This is a genomic window from Agrobacterium sp. 5Ca39, from assembly GCF_055382365.1.
In genome coordinates this window covers 1,471,543-1,491,714 of the sequence record NZ_AP026436.1, presented here as the reverse complement: position 1 = coordinate 1,491,714, position 20,172 = coordinate 1,471,543, and the positions used below count along the sequence as shown (strand labels likewise).

Here is a 20,172-nt window from a genome sequence, read left to right as displayed (position 1 = left end):
CACCCGTTTCGGCCATGAATGTCGGGATTCAAGGTCAGCATGATTCGAGATTGCGGGAGAGCGGCAGGTGGGCGAGGTCAAAACGGCAATCGGACTGATGAGCGGCACATCGATGGACGGCATCGATATCGCGCTTCTGCGCACCGATGGCGAAAGCGTGGTTCGGCATGGGCCGAGCCGTTATTTTCCCTATGATCCCGGCCTGCGGGCCGTCTGGCAGAAGGCGCTGGTCACGGCCAAATCCATCCGTGAACGGCGCGAACGCCCCGGAGATCTTGATGAGGCAGAGCGCAAGCTGACGCTTGCCCATGCGGCGGCGGTGAAATCCTTTCTGCACCGTCACCGGCTTCAGCCCGATGATATCGATGTCATCGGTTTTCATGGCCAGACGGTGCTGCACCGGCCGGATGATGCGCTGACGGTCCAGATCGGTGACGGACCCTTGCTGGCTGAAGAAACCGGTATCGACGTGGTCTACGATATGCGCGCCAATGACATGGTGCATGGCGGGCAGGGCGCGCCGCTCATTCCGGCCTACCACATGGCGCTGTCTGCCAACCTACCTGACGGGTTTGAGACGCCTGCGGTCTTCGTCAATATCGGCGGTATCTCCAACCTCACCTTCATCGGTGAAGCTGGCCAGCTTGCCGCTTTCGATAGCGGCCCCGGCAATATGCTGATCGACCAGTGGATCGAGGCCCATACGGGCAAGGCCTTCGACAAAGGCGGCAGGACGGCGGCGGGCGGCAGCGTCGTCGCGTCGCTGGTGGCGCGCTATATGGAAAGCCCGTTCTTTTCCGGAAATATTCGCCGTTCGCTGGATCGTGGCGATTTTGCGCCCCCGGAAAAGGGTGAGGTCTCGCTGGCCGATGGTGCACGGACTTTGGCGCATCTGACGGGGGCCGCCATTCTGAAGTCGGCAAGCTATCTGCCGGAGGCGGCGAAGACTTATGTGGTCTGTGGTGGCGGTCGGCTCAATCCGGTGATCATGGCGGAGTTTGCAGACCTAGCCGCAAAGGTCGGAGCGCGGGTGATTGCGGCGGAAGACGCGGGGTTCGATGGTGGGGCGATGGAGGCGGAGGCCTGGGCCTATCTGGCCGTTCGGTCGCTGAAGGGGCTGCCGCTGACCTATCCCGGTACGACGGGGGTGAAGGAGCCGGTGACGGGTGGGGTTTTGGTGCGATGCTGATGACGTTGGCGGGTGGGGCTTACCCCCCTCTGCCCTGCCGGGCATCTCCCCCTCAAGGGGGGAGATCAGCAGGAGGCTTACTCTTCGCCTCAGCTGGGACGTTCAAGATGGCCGAAAGGTTGTGCTACGATTCGATCTCCCCCCTTGAGGGGGAGATGCCCGGCAGGGCAGAGGGGGGTAAGCCAAGCCCGCCGGGATCATAATAGGTCGATCAAGGCCTGCTTTAAATACGCCCCAAATCACCGAATACGCTTGGCAGCCGGTTCCGGCACAAGCTCGCCGTTCAGGCGACGGTCGAGATAGTCCTCGCACTCGCCCATCAGCTCATCCACCTTGCCGTTGAAGAAGTGGTTGGCGCCGGGGACGGTGCGGTGGGTGATGAGGATGCCCTTCTGCGTCTTCAGCTTTTCGACCAGGCCGTTGACATCCTTTTCGGGCGCGACCTTGTCGGAATCGCCATTGATGATGAGGCCAGAAGACGGGCAGGGCGCAAGGAAGGAGAAGTCGTAGGTGTTCGGCTGCGGGGCAATCGACATGAAACCTTCGATTTCCGGGCGGCGCATCAGAAGCTGCATGCCGATCCAGGCGCCGAAGGAGTAACCCGCCACCCAACAGCTCTTGGAATCCGGATGCAGGCTCTGCACCCAGTCGAGCGCCGAGGCGGCATCGGAGAGCTCGCCCGCACCGTGGTCGAACTCGCCCTGGCTGCGGCCGATGGAGCGGAAGTTGAACCGGAGCGTCGTGAAGCCGCGCTTCTGGAAAAGATAGAAGAGCTGATAGACGATCTGGTTGTTCATCGTGCCGCCGAACTGCGGGTGCGGATGAAGGATGATCGCGATCGGCGCGCTCTTTTCCTTGGAGGGTTGATAACGGCCTTCGAGGCGACCCGCAGGGCCGTTAAAGATGACTTCGGGCATTGGTACTCCGGTCGTGTTTTTTCATTCTCCAACCGCATTCTTCCGATGAGAAGACTTGACGAACTCTGTCATCTTTTCTAGAACGCAGTTTAGAATAATTCGAAACTTTGCGTGTGCTAAAGCACTCGGGTGGTGTCATAAGGCAAGCGCAACTGTAATTTCAAGAAAAATGCGTTTTCGCGCATTGAAGATTGGATGAAGCCTTTCGGCGATGACGGTTTTGACGCGCACATATATGGACTGGAACGCCACGGCGCCGCTTCTGCCGGCCGTGCGGGAGGTGCTTGTGTCTGCGCTTGATCTTGCCGGCAATCCGTCTTCCGTCCACCGCGAAGGGCGTGCCGCCCGCGCCGCCGTCGAGACGGCTCGCCGGGAGGTTGCGGCGCTTGGCGGCGCTGAGCCGGCGCATGTGACCTTTACCAGCGGTGCAACGGAAGCGGCCAATCTGGTGCTTGTGCCGGAATTCAGGATGGGACGCAGCCCGGTTCGGGTAAGCCGGCTCTATGTTTCCGCCATCGAGCATCCCGCATTCCGCGAAGGTGGCCGTTTCGAAAAGAGTGACGTAACGGAAGTTCCCGTTACGTCAGCGGGTGTCCTTGATCTTGCCGCGCTTGAAGCGTTGCTGTCTTCGCATGACAGGTCGTCCGGGCTGCCGCTGGTCGCCTGCATGCTGGTTAATAATGAAACCGGCGTCCTTCAGCCTGTGGCGGAAGCGGCGCGGCTGGTTCATGCGGCGGGCGGTCTGATGGTTGTCGACGCTGTTCAGGCTGCCGGCCGCGTGCCGCTCGATATCAACGCGCTCGATGCGGATTTCCTTGTGATTTCGTCTCACAAGCTCGGTGGCCCGAAGGGTGCCGGCGCTCTTATCTCGCGCGGCGAGGTGATGATGCCGAAGCCGCTGATCCATGGTGGCGGCCAGGAAAAGGGCCATCGTTCGGGTACGGAAAATACCCTGTCCGTTATCGGTTTTGGTGCTGCCGCCGCTGTTGCTGCTCGGAATGTCGAGGCTGAGGCGGCGCGTCTTTCCGCGCTGCGGGCGCGGCTGGAAAACGGTATGCGCATGAACGCGCCTGATGTGATCATCCACGGTGACGATGTCACGCGCGTCGCCAATACCACGTTTTTCACGCTTCCGGGCCTGAAGGCCGAGACCGGGCAGATCGCCTTCGATATAGAAGGTATCGCACTGTCGGCAGGGTCGGCCTGCTCATCGGGCAAGGTGGGCGAAAGCCATGTCTTGACCGCGATGGGGCGCGATCCCAAGCTCGGCGCGCTCCGGATTTCGATTGGCTACGCGACTGACGAGGCGGACATCGAACGGACGCTCGCTGCGTTTGCGAAAATTGCCGGACGGCGCAAGCTTTCCGGTCAGGCCGCGTAAAATGCGGCAAAGAATTGCGGATTAGCAATTTTCCGCTTGCCGGGATGTGTGAAAAGCGCCATCCCGCACCTACATGGGTATAAGCTCTGCCCCGGCCGACGGCTCGGAGCGATTTGCCCGAAGATGAATAAGGCGGCTTTCCGCCTTGATACGTTGACAAGCCACCGGACCTTGGCTCCGGCGAGATTGGAGAACGACATGGCAGCGGTTCAGGAAACGATCGATCAGGTCCGCCAGATCGATGTGGACCAGTATAAATACGGCTTCGAAACCAATATCGAAGTCGACAAGGCCCCGAAGGGTCTTTCGGAAGAGGTGATCCGTTTCATCTCGGCCAAGAAGCAGGAGCCGGAATGGATGCTAGAATGGCGTCTTGAGGCTTACAAGCGCTGGCTGACGATGGAAGAGCCGACCTGGGCGCGCGTCAGCTACCCCAAGATCGACTTCAACGATCTCTATTATTATGCCGCGCCGAAAAGCACCCCCGGCCCGAAGTCGCTCGATGAAGTCGACCCGGAGCTGCTGAAGGTCTATGAAAAGCTCGGCATTCCGCTGAAAGAACAGGAAATCCTCGCCGGCGTCGAAAAGCGTCAGGTCGCTGTTGATGCCGTGTTCGACAGCGTCTCCGTCGTCACCACCTTCAAGGCGGAACTGGCGAAGGCAGGCGTGATCTTCATGTCGATCTCGGAAGCCGTGCGCGAGCATCCGGAGCTGGTGAAGAAATATCTCGGCTCGGTCGTTCCGACGACGGACAATTTTTATGCGACGCTGAACTCGGCCGTCTTCACCGACGGTTCCTTCGTGTTCGTGCCGAAGGGCGTTCGTTGCCCGATGGAGCTTTCCACATATTTCCGCATCAACGAGAAGAACACCGGCCAGTTCGAGCGCACGCTGATCATCGCCGAAGAGGGTGCCTACGTCTCCTATCTGGAAGGCTGCACCGCTCCCCAGCGCGACGAGAACCAGCTTCACGCCGCCGTTGTTGAACTCGTGGCGCTCGATGATGCCGAAATCAAATATTCCACCGTCCAGAACTGGTATCCGGGCGACAAGGAAGGCAAGGGCGGCATCTACAACTTCGTGACCAAGCGCGGCGATTGCCGTGGCAACCGCTCGAAGATCTCGTGGACGCAGGTGGAGACCGGTTCGGCCATCACCTGGAAATACCCGTCCTGCATCCTGCGCGGCGATGACAGCCGTGGCGAGTTCTATTCGATCGCGGTCTCCAATGGTCACCAGCAGATCGACAGCGGCACCAAGATGATCCATCTCGGCAAGAACACGTCGAGCCGCATCATCGCCAAGGGCATCGCCGCCGGTTTCTCGGAAAACGTCTATCGCGGCCAGGTCTCGGCCCACCGCAAGGCGACCAACACGCGTAACTTCACGCAGTGCGACTCCCTGCTGATCGGCGACAAGTGCGGCGCTCATACCGTGCCTTACATCGAGGCGAAGAACTCCTCCGCGCACTTCGAGCATGAGGCGACGACGTCGAAGATTTCCGAAGACCAGCTGTTCTATTGCCTGCAGCGCGGCATTCCCGAGGAAGCGGCGATCGCGCTGATCGTCAACGGCTTCGTGAAGGAAGTCATTCAGGAACTGCCGATGGAATTTGCCGTGGAAGCGCAGAAGCTGATCGGCATTTCGCTGGAAGGCTCGGTCGGTTAACTCCTTGCTCGACATCATCCTCGGGCCTAACCCGAGGATCTACGGCCCTTGGCCTGAGCAGAGACAACCCACTTCCCGGATCCTCGGGTCAAGCCCGAGGATGACGGATGAGAGATTTGAGACAAGCCCTGATGGGGCGCACGAGGCGGTCCTTGAAACCGCACCATGAACAGGAACAATACCATGCTTGAAATCATCGACCTGCACGCGAAGATCGCCGATACCGAAACCGAGATCATCAAGGGTCTCAACCTGAAGGTTGCCGCTGGTGAAGTTGCGGCCATCATGGGCCCGAACGGTTCCGGCAAGTCGACGCTGTCCTACATCCTGTCGGGCCGTGAGGACTATGAAGTCACCTCCGGTGACATTCTCTATAACGGCGAAAGCATTCTGGAACTGGACGCTGCCGAGCGTGCGGCCAAGGGCATTTTCCTTGCCTTCCAGTATCCGGTCGAAATTCCGGGCGTCGCTACCATGCAATTCCTGAAGGTTGCGATGAACGAGCAGCGCAAGGCGCGCGGCGAGTCCGAGCTGACGACGCCTGATTTCATCCGTCGCGTCAAGGAAGCGGCCGGCGATCTGAAGATCGACATGGAGATGCTGAAGCGTCCGCTCAACGTCGGGTTCTCCGGCGGTGAGAAGAAGCGTGCCGAAATCCTGCAGATGGCGCTTCTGGAGCCGAAGCTCTGCGTTCTCGACGAAACCGATAGCGGTCTCGACATCGACGCGCTGAAGATCGTGGCTGACGGCGTCAACGCGCTGAAGTCGCCGGATCGCGCCACCGTTGTCATCACCCACTATCAGCGCCTGCTCGACTACATCGTGCCTGACAGCGTTCACGTTCTCTACAAGGGCAAGATCATCCGCTCGGGTGACAAGGCTCTCGCGCTGGAACTGGAAAACAACGGTTACGCCGACATCATCGGTGAAGCGGCCTGATCGAAGGCCAGGAGGTGATGTCCATGAACATTCAAGCTACCAACCGGCTGACGCCAGCGGAAACCGCGCTGGTCGATGCCTACACCGCCAAGTTCAGCGAGCTGCCCGGCGACGGCGCCGTGGTTGCCGCGCGTGACGTGCTGTTCGACGATCTGAAGACCGGTGGTCTTCCGACACGCCGCATCGAGGCCTGGCACTATACCGATCTGAAGAGCCTGCTGCGCACGGTTCCGGAAGACCGGCCCGCGCCTGTCATCGAGAAGGCTGCGTCGATTATTGCCGGTTCGCCTGTGGCTTACATGCTGCATGGCACGGCCGATATCGGCAAGGTCGATGGTGTCAGCGTATCGCGCTTTGCCGACAGCCTGCTCGACGGCTCTGCCGCGGCTGGCCTTGCGGAAGCCAGCAAGGATGACACGATTGGCCGCATCAATGGCAGCTTTGTGCGTGACGGCCTCGTGGTCGAAATTCCCGCCGATGCTGAGCTCGACAAGCCGATCGAACTGCAGGCTATCCATGGCGCAGGCCAGGTTCACAGCCGCTTCCCGGTGCGCTTCGGCAAGGGTTCGAAAGCGACCGTCATTGAACGTCACCTTTCGGTGACGCTCGATGCGGCGCTTGTCTCTTCGGTCAGCGATATCGTCGTTGAGGATGGCGCGGAAGCAACCTGGATCCTTTTGCAACAGCAGGGTGCCGCCGATATTCACCTTGGCCAGCTGCGCATCAAGCTTGGCGCGGAAGCGAAGTTACGTCTCTTCCTGATCAATGCCGGCGGCAAGCTGGTGCGTCAGGAACTGCGCATCGATGTGGAAGGCGAGGGCACTGATCTCATCGTTCGCGGCGTCAACCTTCTCGGTGGCGAAACCCATACGGACGTGACGATGGTTCTTGGCCACAACGTGCCGAACACGACCTCGACGGAAGTTTTCCGCAACGTGGTGTTCGACCGCGCGAAGGGCATTTTCCAGGGCATGATCCGGGTCGCACCGGATGCCCAGAAGACCGACGCGAAGATGGCGTGCAACACGCTGCTCATGTCTGACGATGGCGAGTTCTCGGCAAAGCCGGAACTGGAAATCTTCGCCGACGACGTTCAGTGCGGCCATGGCGCGACGGTTGCCGATATCAGCGACAACCATCTCTACTACCTGATGGCACGCGGCGTTCCGCGGGCAAAGGCACGGGCGATGCTCGTCAACGCTTTCGTTGCCGAGATCGTCGAGGAACTGGAAGAAGAAAATCTGGTAGAGGCGCTGGAGACGATCATTTCCGGCTGGCTGGAGCATCACGCTTAGCAACCTCTCCGTCGTCATCCTCGGGACGAGCCCGAGGGTGACGTGAAGCAGCGGTAACGGCTGCAAAACCCGGAGCTCTCCAGAAGAGCACCATGAAAGGGCCCGAGAAATGGACCAGACCGCAATGGCGGCCCCTTATGACATCGAAGCCGTGCGCCGGGATTTCCCGATCCTGTCGCGCGAGGTCTATGGCAAGCCGCTGGTCTATCTCGACAACGGCGCGTCTGCTCAAAAGCCGCAGGTGGTGATCGACGCCGTTTCGCATGCTTATGCAAATGAGTACGCAAACGTGCATCGCGGCCTGCATTTCCTCTCCAATGCCGCAACCGATGCCTATGAGGCGGCGCGCGAAAAAGTGCGCCGGTTCCTCAATGCCGGTTCGGTGGACGAGATCGTCTTTACCAAATCCTCCACCGAGGCGATCAATACGGTCGCTTACGGTTATGGCATGCCCAAGATCGGCGAGGGCGACGAGATCGTCATCTCGATCATGGAGCACCACTCCAATATCGTGCCGTGGCATTTCATCCGCGAGCGGCAGGGCGCCAAGCTGGTCTGGGTGCCTGTTGATGATGACGGCGCGTTTCATATCGAGGCTTTCGAAAAGAGCCTGACGGAGCGCACCAAGCTCGTTGCCATCACCCATATGTCGAATGCGCTCGGCACCATCGTGCCGGTCAAGGAAATCTGCCGTATCGCGCATGAGCGTGGCATTCCGGTGCTGATCGATGGATCACAGGGTGCGGTTCATATGCCGGTGGATGTGCGCGATATCGATTGCGACTGGTATGTGATGACGGGCCACAAGCTTTATGGTCCCTCGGGCATCGGCGTGCTCTATGGCAAGGCGGACCGGCTGCGCGAGATGCGGCCGTTCCAGGGCGGCGGCGAGATGATCCTCGACGTTTCCGAAGACAATGTCACCTATAACGAGCCGCCGCATCGTTTCGAAGCGGGTACGCCGCCCATCGTGCAGGCGATCGGCCTCGGTTATGCGCTCGATTATATGGATAATCTCGGCCGTGCCGCGATTGCTGCACATGAGGCCGATCTTGCCGCTTATGCCGCGGAGCGGCTGCGCGAGATCAATTCGCTGCGCATCATCGGTAATGCACCGGACAAGGGCGGCATTTTCTCCTTCGAGCTTGAGGGTATTCACGCCCATGATGTCTCGATGGTGATCGACCGGCGCGGCGTTGCCGTGCGGGCCGGCACCCATTGCGCCATGCCGCTCTTGAAACGCTTCGGCGTCACCTCCACATGCCGGGCATCGTTCGGCCTTTACAATACCCGCGCCGAAGTAGACTCTCTTGTCGAGGCGCTGGAATATGCGCGCAAATTTTTCGCCTGATATCGCAGCTTGAAATCAGGATTGAGGTTTAAGACCATGACTGCCGATGCCACTGCAAAGACCCAGGATGCGACCGAAGCTCAGGAAAAGGTATCCACCATTCCGCCGGATGAGCTTGCACGCCTCAGCGACGATGTGATCGCGGCGCTGAAGACCGTTTATGACCCGGAAATTCCGGCCGACATCTTCGAACTCGGGCTGGTCTACAAGATCGATATCGAAGATGACCGGATGGTCAAGATCGTCATGACGCTGACTGCCCCCGGTTGCCCCGTCGCTGGCGAAATGCCGGGCTGGGTGGAGAACGCCGTTGGCGCCGTCGAAGGTGTTTCCGGTGTCACCGTCGAAATGACCTTCGATCCGCCGTGGACGCCGGACCGCATGTCGGAAGAAGCGCAGGTTGCCGTCGGCTGGTACTGATTTGATTTTGCCTGGTGTCATCCCTTGATGACATCGTCAGGCGCACTTAAATTGAATTCCATAAGCATCGAGCCTTGAACTCGATTGTCGAAGGAGAATGGGCCCATGGGCTTTGCAATCATGACCATGACCGGGGCTGCTGCCTCGCGCGTTAAAGCGATCGTCGAAAATTCCGGACCGGACGCCAAGGGCGTGCGCGTCGGCATCAAGAAGGGCGGTTGCGCGGGCATGGAATATACCATCGACCTCGTGACCGAGCCGGATGCGAAGGACGATCTGGTGGAATTCGAAGGCGCGAAAGTCTGGGTTCAGCCTTCCGCCGTGCTTTATCTGCTCGGCACGCAGATGGATTTCGAAGTGACCAAGATGCGCTCCGGTTTCACCTTCAACAATCCGAACCAGACCTCTGCCTGCGGCTGCGGTGAATCGGTTGAGTTGAAGCCTGCGGATCTCGCCGCGCTTGCAAAGCAGCGTGAGGCAGAAGCCAGCGTTTGATTGGTTACGCTATCTCTGCGATGGAGAGGTAGACATTCTTATGCACACAGCGCTCCCACAAACGCGACGTCATCCTCGGGCTTGACCCGAGGGTTCCATCCCCGTCAAATCGCTTGAGACGTTTGTAGATCCTCGGGTCAAGCCCGAGGGTAACGGATGACAAGTTTCAGGTTTTTTCCGCAGACTGCGTCTCACGCAAAATCAGCTTTCCAAGGATCATGACTGCTGTTTGAAGGCTTCGATGAAATCGGCCAGCGGATGGATTGATGGCGTGGTCATCAATAGCGGTTCGAGAGCCGCGGCGATCTCCCGACAATCTTCTGCAGAGAGTGGCCGGAGGCTTGACGTGATCCTGTTATAGTGAGGCGTCCCGCGCGATGCGAGCGAGCGATGGATCACAAACACTTCCGTCTGCCCGTCCTGTCGCTCCACAAAAAGGGCAAGCGATCCGCCGTCTGCAGCCGCAGCGCTATCGGATACGGATTTGAACATCGAGACTCCATGCGGTAGATTTCCGGAGAGCCTATCCGATTGACGTCATGAAGCAAGATTGAATGCGGATGGTTTCAGTGAGGGGGTAGCCGGCGTGGGGAATAGCAGCAGCTCGATTGATGTTTGGACACCTGGCCTCGTTGCTGCCGGCATTCTGGTCGGCCTGACGTTGGTTGTCGGTATTCTTTTCCTCTCCTTTTCTTGGGAGGCTAAAGCACGCAGGCGCGTGTCATCAGCCACCACGGAAGGCGTTCAGTTCGAACGAACTGAAGGCGGCGAGTGGCCAACGGTGCGTGGAGACGGGGGCGGAGGGGGCCATCATTGAACGGGCGGTTCACGTGTTGAGACCGGCAGGGGAGATCACGGCCACGGCAAGGGCGGCGGTAAATGCTGCTTTCGCGCACGTCACCCTAGGCGGCGGTGTGGGTCTTCGTGAGGCCGCCGCGATTGATGATTACGCGAGCCATGATGTGCTTGCCGCCCGCCGCGCCGAGGATGAAAAGGACGATTGGTCTGCGATCACGGTGGAGGACGTGGACCTCCACTCCGCCAGTCCTGCGTTTTTTGATGCCGAAGCAATGCGGTTTCATCTACCCGCCTACATGATCGCCGATCTCGACGGTTGTTACCGGCACGAGTTCGTGCCCCATCTGCGCGGCCGCCCGGAGAAATTTGCGCTGTTGAACGACGCTCAAAGGCGGGCCGTTGAATTATATTTGCACGCCCTCCTGCAGCGAAACTACCCGCCGTCTTACCAGACCGATGTAGAACAGGCGCTTGAGGAATGGCGGCAAGCCGCAGATCGTTAGGCCGGATTGATCACTCGTGTCTCAGGGCTTCGATCGGGCTGAGACTCGCCGCACGCCGCGCGGGAAAATAGCCGAAAATCACGCCGATGGCGGCTGAAAAGGCGAAGGCGAGGAAGATGATCGATGGGCTGGTGACGAAAGGCACGTTGAGGAAGCTGACGACCGCGTAGGCGAGGCCGAGGCCGGTGAGGATGCCGACGATGCCGCCGAAGGCCGAGAGCATCACCGCTTCCACCAGAAACTGTGTCAGCACCTGTTTTTCCAATGCGCCGATGGCAAGCCGAATGCCGATCTCACGCGTGCGCTCCGTTACCGAGACGAGCATGATGTTCATGATGCCGATGCCGCCCACGAGAAGGCTGACGGCGGCGACCGCGCCGAGAAGTCCGGTGAGAAGCGTCGTCGTGCCGGTCATGGCGGAAGCGATCTGCGTCATGTCGTTGACAGTAAAATCATCCTCGCGGCCGATGTTGATGCGGCGACGCTCGCGCAGCAGGTTTTGCAGGTCGCTCTGCACCTTGGCGGTGGAAACGCCATCCTGCGCCGAAACCATGATCGAGGAAATGGTGGTGGTGCCGCCAATGCGCCGCTGGTGGATTTTGAGCGGCATGATGATCGTGTCGTCCTGATCGTCGCCGAGGCCGGACTGGCCTTTGCGGGCGAGAACGCCGATGACGGGGCAGGAGATGTTGCTGACGCGGATCGTCTGTCCCACAGGGTTTTCCGCACCGAACAGTTCCTGACGCACGGTTTCGCCGATGATGCAGCCGATCTGACCGCCGCGATCTTCGGCGGGCTGGAAGTCACGACCCAGCGCGATCGTCCAGTCCTGGGCGATCAGGTAATCATTGGTGGTGCCGATGACGCTTGTCTGGTGGTTCTTGCCGCCGAAAATGACGGTTGCGGCGGAACTGCGGTTCTGCGGTGCGACGGCGCGGATGCCCGATATCTGGTTGCGGATCGCCTCGACATCGCGGTCATCGAAGCGCTTGGCTTCGGTGCTGGCGCGGCCGGGGCCAAACTGGCCGGGGCGCACGAACAGCATGTTGGTGCCGAGCCGTGACAGTTCCGATTTTACCTGCTCGGTCGTACCGTTGCCGATGGTGACCATGGCAATGACGGCGGCCACACCAATGACGACGCCGAGCACCGTGAGAAAGGAGCGCAACAGGTTGCGGCTGATGGCGCGCAACGCAAGACGCGATGTTTCAAAGAACATCCAATGTCTCCTTATGATCCGCGGCGCTATCGGAGGCGAGGTGGCCGTCGACAAAACGCAGCAGGCGCCCGGCATAAGCGGCGATATCCTCCTCATGGGTTACCATGACGACGGTGATGCCCTTGTCGCGATTGAGCGAGGTTATCAGTTCCATGATTTCGACGCTCGTCTTCGTATCGAGATTGCCGGTCGGCTCGTCGGCCAGAAGCAGCGCGGGGCGGGTGACGATGGCGCGGGCAATGGCCACACGCTGCTGCTGGCCGCCTGAAAGCTCCTGCGTGGTGTGATCTTCGCGGCCTTTGAGGCCCACCTGCGCCAGCGCCTCCATGGCGCGCTCACGCCGTTCCGAGGCCTTCATGCCCCGATAGATCAGCGGCAGTTCGACATTTTCCACCGCAGAGGTGCGGGAGAGAAGGTTGAAGCCCTGAAACACGAAACCGAGCATGTGCCGGCGCAGCAGCGTCAGATGTTCGTTATCGAAGCCGCTGGTCGGCACGCCCTGGAAGAGATATTCGCCAGCCGATGGGACGTCCAGACAGCCGATGATGTTCATCGAGGTGGATTTGCCCGATCCCGACGGTCCCATGATGGCGACGAATTCCTTCTCGCAGATCGACAGGCTGACGCCGTCGAGCGCGCGGATCGTCGCTTCGCCGCGACCATATTGCTTCACGACATCACGGAACTCGATGAGCGGCGGCTGTTGCATGCGCTTGTCCTCCGTCAGCCGGCGTTACGGGCCGTTGCGTCGGTAATTACCTGGTCATCGGCTTTTAATTCGCCAGATTTCACCACGGTATGCTGGCCGTCGGTGGAGCCAGTTTCGATTGCGACGGAAACCGGATTGTTGTTGCGCAGCACCCAGACCGTCCTTTTACCCTGGGCGGCCTGGCCGGCATCGCGGTTTTGCGAGCGGCCCATGCGGGGCGGTCGGAACAGGCTCATCAACCCGCCCCCACGCGAAGCGGATTCGCGCGGCGGTGTATAACGAAGCGCGGAATTGGGTACCAGCAGGGCATCCTTGATCTCTTCAACGATGATATTGGCCGTTGCCGTCATGCCGGGGCGAAGCAGCAGTTCTGCATTGTCGACCGTCAATATGCCCTTATAGGTCACCACGTTGGATACGGTTTCCGAGGCGAAGCGCACGGTCTCGATCTCGGCCGGGAAGCTGCGGTCGGGATAGGCATCGACGTTGAATGTGGCCTTCTGCCCGGTTTCCACCTTGCCGACATCGGCCTCATCCACCGAGACCTGCAGCTCCATGTGGCGCAGATCGCCGGCGATGGTAAAGAGAACAGGGGCATTGAGCGAGGAGGCGACCGTGGCGCCCGGATCGACGCTGCGGGTGAGGATAACGCCATCGATCGGCGAAACGATCTTGGCCTTGCCCAGATTGACCTCGGCGAGCCGCAGATCCGCTTCCGCCGACAGCACGGTCGCCTCATTGACCTCAAGCGTTGCGGCCGCCGCATCATGGGTGAACTGCGCGGCGTCCAGATCCTGCTGGCTGGAGACGCGGTTCTGAACCAGGGATCGCAGGCGCTCCATGGATGTCTTTGCCGAGCCAAGGTCCGCGCGGGCCTTCAGCACATTGGCCTTGGCGGAAGCGAGCTTGGCGCGGGCGCTCTGCACGTCGGCTTCCAGCTTGTTGGTATCCAGCTCCGCCAGAACGTCTCCGGCCTTGACCGGGGTGTTGTAGGTGACGTTGACCTTGCGCACCGTGCCGGACAGTTCGCTCGATATATCAACCTGATCCGTCGGCTGAACCGAGCCGGTGGAGGTGACGATGACCGAGAGATCGCCCTGACGTGCTGCTTCCGTGGTGTAGCTATAAGCCACACCGACTGCGCGTGACTGGTAATAATAACCAAGACCGCCGCCAATCAGCACAATGGCTGCTGCCACATAGAGGAACCGACGCGACTTTTTCTTGCGGCCGTTTCTGGTCGTCCCCAAAATCTCGCGCAGATCGGGCTGGCTGTTTTTGGTATCGCTGCCACTGGTATTGGCGTCATTCATTCTCGTCACCCGCAAAGTTCAAAATACTACAGAGAGTTGCCGCCGCTCTCCGGTTTGTTCGTCCGTCTGTCGCCGTTATATTCCTCTGATTGTGGGAAGTGACATAGCTTGCCCCAAGGGTGAAGTGAAAACTTGGTAATATTTATGATAGTTCTGGTCTGCTAGAGATAGGTATTCCAAAAGCCGATGCCACAGATGCGGCAGAGGTTTCAGCAGCGACATTCAGGACGATGATGAAATGAACGACAATGTGGTGAAGTTCCGCAAACCGGTGCCGCCGAAGAAGCCGCGCGAACCGCTCGGGCCAAAAGCGAAGAGGGCATTGACGATTGCTGCTGTCATATTGTTTTTCGCCGCCGCATGGGGCTATTTCACGCTGATGGGGCAGGGGTAGAGCAAGTGCTGGCATAGGCGTTCTGCTTGGGAGCAGGATGGAAGTATGCAAATCGGCTAAAGCGGTGGGCCTCCGCCGCTCATTCTAATGACGGGGATTGGCCAAAGCGGTTGTCGGGCGGCTACCGTGTCGCCCGACGAGTTGTCTTTAGCCGACTAGCCGCAAACGGGCATTTTCGAACGGATAACCTTCATCATCAATCGCGCGACGGGAAAGCTCCTGAAAGCCGAGCGATCTATAGAAGCCCATCGCCTGCACGTTTTCAGTATAGGCTTCAAGCGAAAGCTCGCCCTTCAAATTCAGCGCGTGCGAAACGAGTTTACGCCCGATACCGAGGCCTTGATGGCACGGGGAAACAAATAAGCCGCCGATGAAAGTGTCGAGCAGACTGATAAAGCCCGCAGCTTGGCCGTTTAATGTTGCGACCCACGTTTGGGCGCCAGGCAAATATTGTTCCTCAATAAGTGCCTTTTGCTCCATCAAACGACGCTCGCCGATAAACGGATGAGCAAGCAACGAGGCTTCGAGCCAGATGTTGGAGAGATTTACTGTGTCCGAGGCCTCGAAAGGCCGGATGATAACGTCCTCGAATTTCATGAGAAACTCCGCAGAAAAGATATGCAAAAAGGTCCGGCTACCGATACTGGTGCCAGGTGAAGCCGCAAATTGCGGTCGAAATCACAAGCCTCTGGGCATACATCTCCTCTGCTATTGGGCGGATTTTAGGGGACAGCAAACAATTAATCAATGACCGCAATTGGCGCTTCTGCGCGATTATGGCCGTCGGCCCTAAGCGGACGGCAAAATTACGCCGGCGCGCGATTTCCATTCCGAAGCAAGAACCGCGTAAATATACTCGTCTCCCCAGACGTCTCGGAAGCGGTCGTTCTGGATCAAATGCGCTTCTCGACGCAGTCCAAGGCGCTCAACAACGCCGACCGAACCCTCATTCGCAGCGTCCAGCCGCGCGAAGATTCGATGAAATCCGATTGACGAGAAGCCTATGCTGACCATCGCGCCAACAGCCTCCGTTGCATACCCGTTCCCCGCGAATTCTGGATTGAAAATATATCCAACCTCTCCCTGCAGTGCATCAACACTTGCCAGCTTCAACAGGACTTCACCGACCAGTGCGTTGTCAGCCTTTCGCTCGACGGCCAGTCGATAGGTGTCGCCATCCTTCTCAAATGGTGCCGCCAAAATCGCCGAGAACTGCTCTCGCAAAGCATCTCCAGTTGGAGGTGCAGCGTAAAGATATCGATAAACCTCCTGCAGAGAATGGTAGGCTGAATAGCCGGGGAAATCGCCTCTTGTGAATTCGCGCAGGACAAGGCGGTCCGTCGAAAGCGGTGCACCTAATTTTTGAAGTTGCATCAAGTACCTGACTGATATTTGCCCCACTAGCGAGTGCCGGCAATGCGCAAGGATCGGAAGCTTTGTCATTCAATGCGAACTCAATCTCGTTGAGTTCTATAAATTGGATATTGAGGTACATAAATCAGTCCGCCTTCGGTGCACCGGGGCAGACATACAAATGGCGGGCTTCGGGGTTCTGATATGAGATACGCGACATTCAACGAAAGCGGCTTCCCTGTCGGCTTCTATTAGGATGAGTTCCACGGTGGCCAAGACACTGATGGGGCAATCGAGATTTCGGAAGCTGACTGGATAGAGTTCTTGAACTACCTCGGCAAGCGAAAGCGGAAGCATGGCGGAATCGTTCCAGTAGGCCCCCCTATCCCACCTGACATCGGGCCCACCATCAGCGACTACAGGGAGAATGCCATCCAGACCTTGTCGACAGCACAGCGCGTGAGCGTCAGTGCTGCGACGGCGTGACGCTGGCATCCTATATCGGATCAACGAAGCAGAAATGGGCGGAAGAAGCTCAGGCCTTCATCGCGTGGCGGGATAACGTCTGGTTATACGCTTACGGCTAGTCGGCCAAGGTGCAGGCGGACCAGCGCGAGCAGCCGGCCGTTGAGCAGTTCGTTCTTGAGATCGCGCCCATCGCTTGGCCGCTTATCCTAACCAAACGCCATCCTAGTATCGGCGGTCAATCAGCGTTTCGATACAAAATGTGCGGACGTATCACGCGATTATTGCCGCCGGATTCCGGCTGGCGTGGCTGTTCGCCGCGCCAATCTCTACGATCCTCGCGTCGCTCTCTGTGCTCACGGCGATCCCGCCAGTCCTTGCGATCATAGTCGCGGTAATAGCGATCCCTGTAATAGCGATCCCTGTCGTATGAGCGATAGTAAACTCCTGAGGAATAATACCCGCCAGAGCGATACCCGCTGTCGTCAACGCATCCACTGAGAATGCCGACCGATACGAGCGCAACAACCGCGGCCAGAAGCTTCATGATGTCATCTCCCATTGAGGCACTTGAACGTGTGTCGGCGCCTTCGGTTCCATAAACACGAGAATGCTTAGTCAGACCTGAACCGTCAGTGAATGATCCGGCGCCCACGCGAAGAATCAAAAGGCCCGTGCAGCTGGGGACGTTTGCGGGTCTTTGGGCCATAAATCGGGCACATGGCGCGGTCTGAATACCCCGGCCGGCCGAACGTTCCCAACCCTGCCCAACTAAGACAACTTGATTACGCGGTCTTGGTTTGTCCATTTTGCAGAATGAATCGTTGAAAACATTAGGTAATTTTTGGGGCCTCCAAAACATCTTGGGCATCCCGCGGCATTTGATTTGGGCACATTCGGAAGCAAGCCAAAGAAAAACCCGCGGGAGCGGGTTTTATAAGACGGTCTCTACCCGATTTGGGGTCGATCTTACCCAATCCGGGTAATCTCTGATCTCCTGTAGAAGCGGGCGATGAATCCTTCGGGTTCGAAGATCGGCGCGATTCCAGCTTTGTCGAGTTCTGCCTTGATCGCGGCCCTGTATCCCTTGCGGGATTGCGCGATCTCCGTCAGCGACACATAGGTCGCGTGAAACTCACTGAGAGACTGCCGCTCGATGAATTTCACCGTCCGTCCGGTCTCGCGACGAAGGGTTCGCTGACGGAGATAGCCACGCTTGAGCAAGTCCGCGATGGTGCTGGTCGTCGTGCCGAGCGCGAGTTCAGCTTCTTTGAGCCTCATCAGTTCGTCGTCACCTCCCGCCAAGGGGCTGACCAAAGCGCGCGGTGACACCCGTAATCTCTGAAAAACGGGTGCGTTGCCTGGGAGCACAAACCTCTCGAGGCTTCCTTCGAGGATCATGGATACCAGTGTGTGGAACGGACGACGCCATGTTCTGGCGGCGTCGGCCAGCGACAGGTGCCCTGCGTCTCGGGTTACCGTTGTCGTGTTTTCCGTCAGGCGCTGAACCAATTCTTCCACCGCAGACCTGCGAATGCGGGTGTACGCCCGTTCAGCATCAGACCGTGTCTCTACCTGCTCGATAATGCCCGCATCGAGAAGGTCGTGAACTCGCTCATCACGAAGACCAAGTGCCGCGCCTGCTTGCTTGCTCGTCAGGGTACTTCTGGCGGCTTCCAGGATGGGCCGCAAAGCCGCGGCGTCGAAATAAGTGCGGCTGTCAGGCAGGCCATCGCGAAACCCAGGATCATTCGCTTTCATCAATACTCTGACCCGATCCTTCGTGATCCCATAGTCTGCATGAGCGGAGTTGACACAGTAGAGGTGGCGCGCTTGCACGGCATTGAAGATGATATGCCCCTCTCCGAACGGCATGTTGCGCTCGAGGATGTCCTGCATGAGATCGATTACAGGTCGGTACGCTTCCTTTGCCGCGTTGCGTCGGAGCCATTTCACCATCGGCCCAAGTACGAATTCAATGTATTGGGTCGTTGGGCGCTTTCGATCGATAATGTCCGCAACAAGACGCTGGATTTCGACCTCTCCCTTGACGGCGAGGTTGAAACCCCATTCACGAAGGTCTGTCGCGGCGGGCATCCACGCTCTGACGTCGTGGAGGACCAGGAGATCACCGAGATACCGGGAGAACTCGGCAGCGACGTGGGCGTCGAGCCTGTCGAGGAAGCCGTCCCCGCCATTCAGGAACACCCGGTCGCGCAGATATTTATCCAGCCGAGGCTGGCGGCTCGTGACAGGCGCTGCCGCGGCGTACTCGATCAGTCCGAGATTGGCTTTCACGAACTGCGGGAAGTCGTGGACGTCGCTTGCGGCGTCGACAGCCACTTCCGTCAGGGTGCATCCGTGAGCCGGGCATCCTTCAATTCCGCGGATCGACCACCATGCACGGCGATAGGCGCGGGACGCCAAACGTCCCGTCCCGTTTGCCCTGTCCTCTAGGACGCAGTGGGCGCAGAAGCGCTGCAATCGCCCCAGCCGCATCTCCTTGCTGAGGGTTGCACAGCCCATCTGCCAGGTGCCGCCCGCCCCAGACACCCTCACCGCCAGTTTCCCCAGCGTAGCGACTGGCACCGCAGACCACTCGCTGACTAGCGACAGGGCGTCCGTCTCGCCATGAACGATTGCACTGGCCGTGGTCTCCGTATGCGCGAGAAACTCCCGCAGGGATGGGTATCCGTTGACGGTGGCAAGACGAGCGACCAGATCGATCGCCGCCTCGTCGTCATGATGGGGAAGCGTTACGGGCAGAACCATTACTTGCCTCCCTTACCAGCGGTAGCCAAGTCGGCCAGCGCGTTGCCGGGATCGATTTCGCTCCAGCGCGCGGCGGTGAACACGTTATCGGTCGGAAGACAACCACTGTCACGCTGGTAGTTGTGAGCGAAGGCGCGGCGATCCACCGTTCCCTTGCCCTTGTGCATGACGAGGAAGCACGCCGCCTGGACTGCCTCGATGATCTTCCCGTAGCACCCGCTGTTCGCAGCGCACAGGCGGCCGAGGAAGTCGTCGGTGCGGAGCTCATCGGTTAGGTTAAGTCCGCACTTGCCTTCCACGATGTCGGCCAATACCTGCGCGATGCTGGCCTTGTCGCCGGGCAGGCTCAGAGGAATGAAGCGCATGACCATCGAACGGTTGGCCAACTGCTGATCCCCCGTAAGCAGTTCCGCGAGTTCCGGCATTCCGGAATAGATCGTGTGCAACGGCCAGTCCTCGATCTGCATCAGGCTCTTGAGGCGGTCCTGGAGGTCGAGGATCGCGCGGCTGCTGCTGTGGCGCAGCAAATGCTGGGCTTCGTCCACGTGAAGGTAGATGATCCCGCGCTCGCGCAACTGGGCCTTCACGGTCGCGAAGAGCTGGCCCTCCGTCATCTTGGCCTTCGACGGCACTCCGATCGCATCGAGGATCGCCATGGCGAAGTCTTTCGTCGTGCACGGCTTCGGTGCCTCGATGCTCAGCAGCGGCCGGACAGTCTCGCCGAACTCGTTCTTCCACGGTTGGAATTCGGGGATACGGCTGAAGTGATGGCGCAATGCGAAGGACTTACCGCTGCCCGAGGCCCCGATGAGGAACAACGCACGCCGGCGCGATCCCACGCCACGGCGGCAAGCCTCCACGTTCTCGACCAGGTCGCGCAGCATCGTCCCCAACCGCGTGTCGCGTGCGTGTTCGATGTAGCCGCTGTAGACTTCGGCCTTCTTGTCGGCGATTGCGTCGAAAGCGATGACGTTCGTAGCGTTTTCCATAC

20 protein-coding genes are annotated in these 20,172 nt (G+C 59.2%); 10 read left to right on the top strand and 10 right to left on the bottom strand.

Annotated features, from left to right (window positions below):
* Positions 1 to 67 precede the first annotated feature (67 nt).
* Complete coding sequence (locus tag ACZ47E_RS07505; protein WP_107339302.1) at positions 68 to 1,189, top strand: anhydro-N-acetylmuramic acid kinase; 1,122 nt, start codon at positions 68 to 70, stop codon at positions 1,187 to 1,189.
* 239 nt (positions 1,190 to 1,428) lie between these two features.
* Here ACZ47E_RS07505 and ACZ47E_RS07500 read toward each other — a convergent pair whose 3' ends face one another.
* Entirely contained in the window at positions 1,429 to 2,106 is a 678-nt protein-coding gene (locus ACZ47E_RS07500) for an alpha/beta hydrolase (protein ID WP_003522662.1), read from the bottom strand.
* A 211-nt stretch (positions 2,107 to 2,317) separates the two neighbouring features.
* Between ACZ47E_RS07500 and ACZ47E_RS07495 the strand changes: the two genes are divergently transcribed.
* From ACZ47E_RS07495 to sufA, 7 genes are all read left to right on the top strand, one after another.
* Positions 2,318 to 3,487 (top strand): cysteine desulfurase family protein, encoded by a 1,170-nt coding sequence (locus ACZ47E_RS07495; protein ID WP_278066831.1) that lies wholly within the window; start codon positions 2,318 to 2,320, stop codon positions 3,485 to 3,487.
* Between the two features lie 198 nt (positions 3,488 to 3,685).
* Positions 3,686 to 5,155 carry a Fe-S cluster assembly protein SufB gene (gene sufB, locus ACZ47E_RS07490; protein WP_006698793.1) on the top strand — a complete coding sequence of 490 codons (1,470 nt, stop codon included), beginning with the start codon at positions 3,686 to 3,688 and terminating at the stop codon, positions 5,153 to 5,155.
* 183 nt (positions 5,156 to 5,338) lie between these two features.
* Entirely contained in the window at positions 5,339 to 6,094 is a 756-nt protein-coding gene (gene sufC, locus ACZ47E_RS07485) for a Fe-S cluster assembly ATPase SufC (protein WP_003522658.1), read from the top strand.
* A 23-nt stretch (positions 6,095 to 6,117) separates the two neighbouring features.
* A complete protein-coding gene (gene sufD / locus ACZ47E_RS07480) occupies positions 6,118 to 7,389 on the top strand; it encodes a Fe-S cluster assembly protein SufD (RefSeq protein WP_278066830.1) in 1,272 nt (423 codons plus the stop codon).
* Between the two features lie 109 nt (positions 7,390 to 7,498).
* Positions 7,499 to 8,740: a cysteine desulfurase gene (locus ACZ47E_RS07475; protein WP_006698795.1), complete on the top strand. Its 1,242-nt coding sequence runs from the start codon at positions 7,499 to 7,501 to the stop codon at positions 8,738 to 8,740.
* A 36-nt stretch (positions 8,741 to 8,776) separates the two neighbouring features.
* A complete protein-coding gene (locus ACZ47E_RS07470) occupies positions 8,777 to 9,160 on the top strand; it encodes an SUF system Fe-S cluster assembly protein (protein WP_004442386.1) in 384 nt (127 codons plus the stop codon).
* Positions 9,161 to 9,265: 105 nt separating this feature from the next.
* A complete protein-coding gene (gene sufA / locus ACZ47E_RS07465) occupies positions 9,266 to 9,655 on the top strand; it encodes a Fe-S cluster assembly scaffold SufA (RefSeq protein ID WP_004442383.1) in 390 nt (129 codons plus the stop codon).
* 216 nt (positions 9,656 to 9,871) lie between these two features.
* Here sufA and ACZ47E_RS07460 read toward each other — a convergent pair whose 3' ends face one another.
* Complete coding sequence (locus ACZ47E_RS07460; RefSeq protein WP_004442381.1) at positions 9,872 to 10,147, bottom strand: hypothetical protein; 276 nt, start codon at positions 10,145 to 10,147, stop codon at positions 9,872 to 9,874.
* A 293-nt stretch (positions 10,148 to 10,440) separates the two neighbouring features.
* On the opposite strand from ACZ47E_RS07460, the gene ACZ47E_RS07455 reads away from it, so the two are divergent.
* Positions 10,441 to 10,956 (top strand): DUF6714 family protein, encoded by a 516-nt coding sequence (locus ACZ47E_RS07455; protein WP_004442379.1) that lies wholly within the window; start codon positions 10,441 to 10,443, stop codon positions 10,954 to 10,956.
* Between the two features lie 10 nt (positions 10,957 to 10,966).
* Here ACZ47E_RS07455 and ACZ47E_RS07450 read toward each other — a convergent pair whose 3' ends face one another.
* The 3 genes from ACZ47E_RS07450 to ACZ47E_RS07440 are packed head-to-tail and all read right to left on the bottom strand — an operon-like array spanning position 10,967 to position 14,197.
* Positions 10,967 to 12,175 (bottom strand): ABC transporter permease, encoded by a 1,209-nt coding sequence (locus ACZ47E_RS07450; protein ID WP_004442376.1) that lies wholly within the window; start codon positions 12,173 to 12,175, stop codon positions 10,967 to 10,969.
* Positions 12,165 to 12,884, bottom strand: a complete 720-nt coding sequence (locus ACZ47E_RS07445; RefSeq protein WP_045533772.1) for an ABC transporter ATP-binding protein — start codon at positions 12,882 to 12,884, stop codon at positions 12,165 to 12,167. The genes ACZ47E_RS07450 and ACZ47E_RS07445 overlap by 11 nt, the downstream gene beginning before the upstream one ends.
* 14 nt (positions 12,885 to 12,898) lie before the next feature.
* Positions 12,899 to 14,197, bottom strand: coding sequence for an efflux RND transporter periplasmic adaptor subunit (locus tag ACZ47E_RS07440; RefSeq protein WP_278066829.1), 1,299 nt, complete (start codon positions 14,195 to 14,197; stop codon positions 12,899 to 12,901).
* 238 nt (positions 14,198 to 14,435) lie between these two features.
* Here ACZ47E_RS07440 and ACZ47E_RS07435 point away from each other — a divergent pair, with 238 nt between their 5' ends.
* The gene (locus ACZ47E_RS07435; RefSeq protein WP_006698800.1) at positions 14,436 to 14,591 is read left to right on the top strand and encodes a hypothetical protein; all 156 of its coding nucleotides are present in this window, start codon (positions 14,436 to 14,438) and stop codon (positions 14,589 to 14,591) included.
* Positions 14,592 to 14,738: 147 nt separating this feature from the next.
* Here the strand turns inward: ACZ47E_RS07435 and ACZ47E_RS07430 are convergent, their stop codons facing one another.
* From ACZ47E_RS07430 to ACZ47E_RS07410, 5 genes are all read right to left on the bottom strand, one after another.
* On the bottom strand, positions 14,739 to 15,188 hold the full coding sequence (locus tag ACZ47E_RS07430) for a GNAT family N-acetyltransferase (RefSeq protein WP_004442365.1): 450 nt from the start codon (positions 15,186 to 15,188) through the stop codon (positions 14,739 to 14,741).
* 192 nt (positions 15,189 to 15,380) lie between these two features.
* Positions 15,381 to 15,965 (bottom strand): GNAT family N-acetyltransferase, encoded by a 585-nt coding sequence (locus ACZ47E_RS07425; protein WP_006698802.1) that lies wholly within the window; start codon positions 15,963 to 15,965, stop codon positions 15,381 to 15,383.
* 682 nt (positions 15,966 to 16,647) lie between these two features.
* Entirely contained in the window at positions 16,648 to 16,956 is a 309-nt protein-coding gene (locus ACZ47E_RS07420; RefSeq protein ID WP_234823695.1) for a hypothetical protein, read from the bottom strand.
* A gap of 422 nt (positions 16,957 to 17,378) precedes the next feature.
* Entirely contained in the window at positions 17,379 to 19,181 is a 1,803-nt protein-coding gene (locus tag ACZ47E_RS07415) for a TniQ family protein (protein WP_464016832.1), read from the bottom strand.
* The gene (locus ACZ47E_RS07410) at positions 19,181 to 20,170 is read right to left on the bottom strand and encodes an ATP-binding protein (protein ID WP_464016831.1); all 990 of its coding nucleotides are present in this window, start codon (positions 20,168 to 20,170) and stop codon (positions 19,181 to 19,183) included. Before ACZ47E_RS07410 ends, ACZ47E_RS07415 begins: the two co-directional genes overlap by 1 nt.
* Between the last annotated feature and the right edge of the window lie 2 nt (positions 20,171 to 20,172).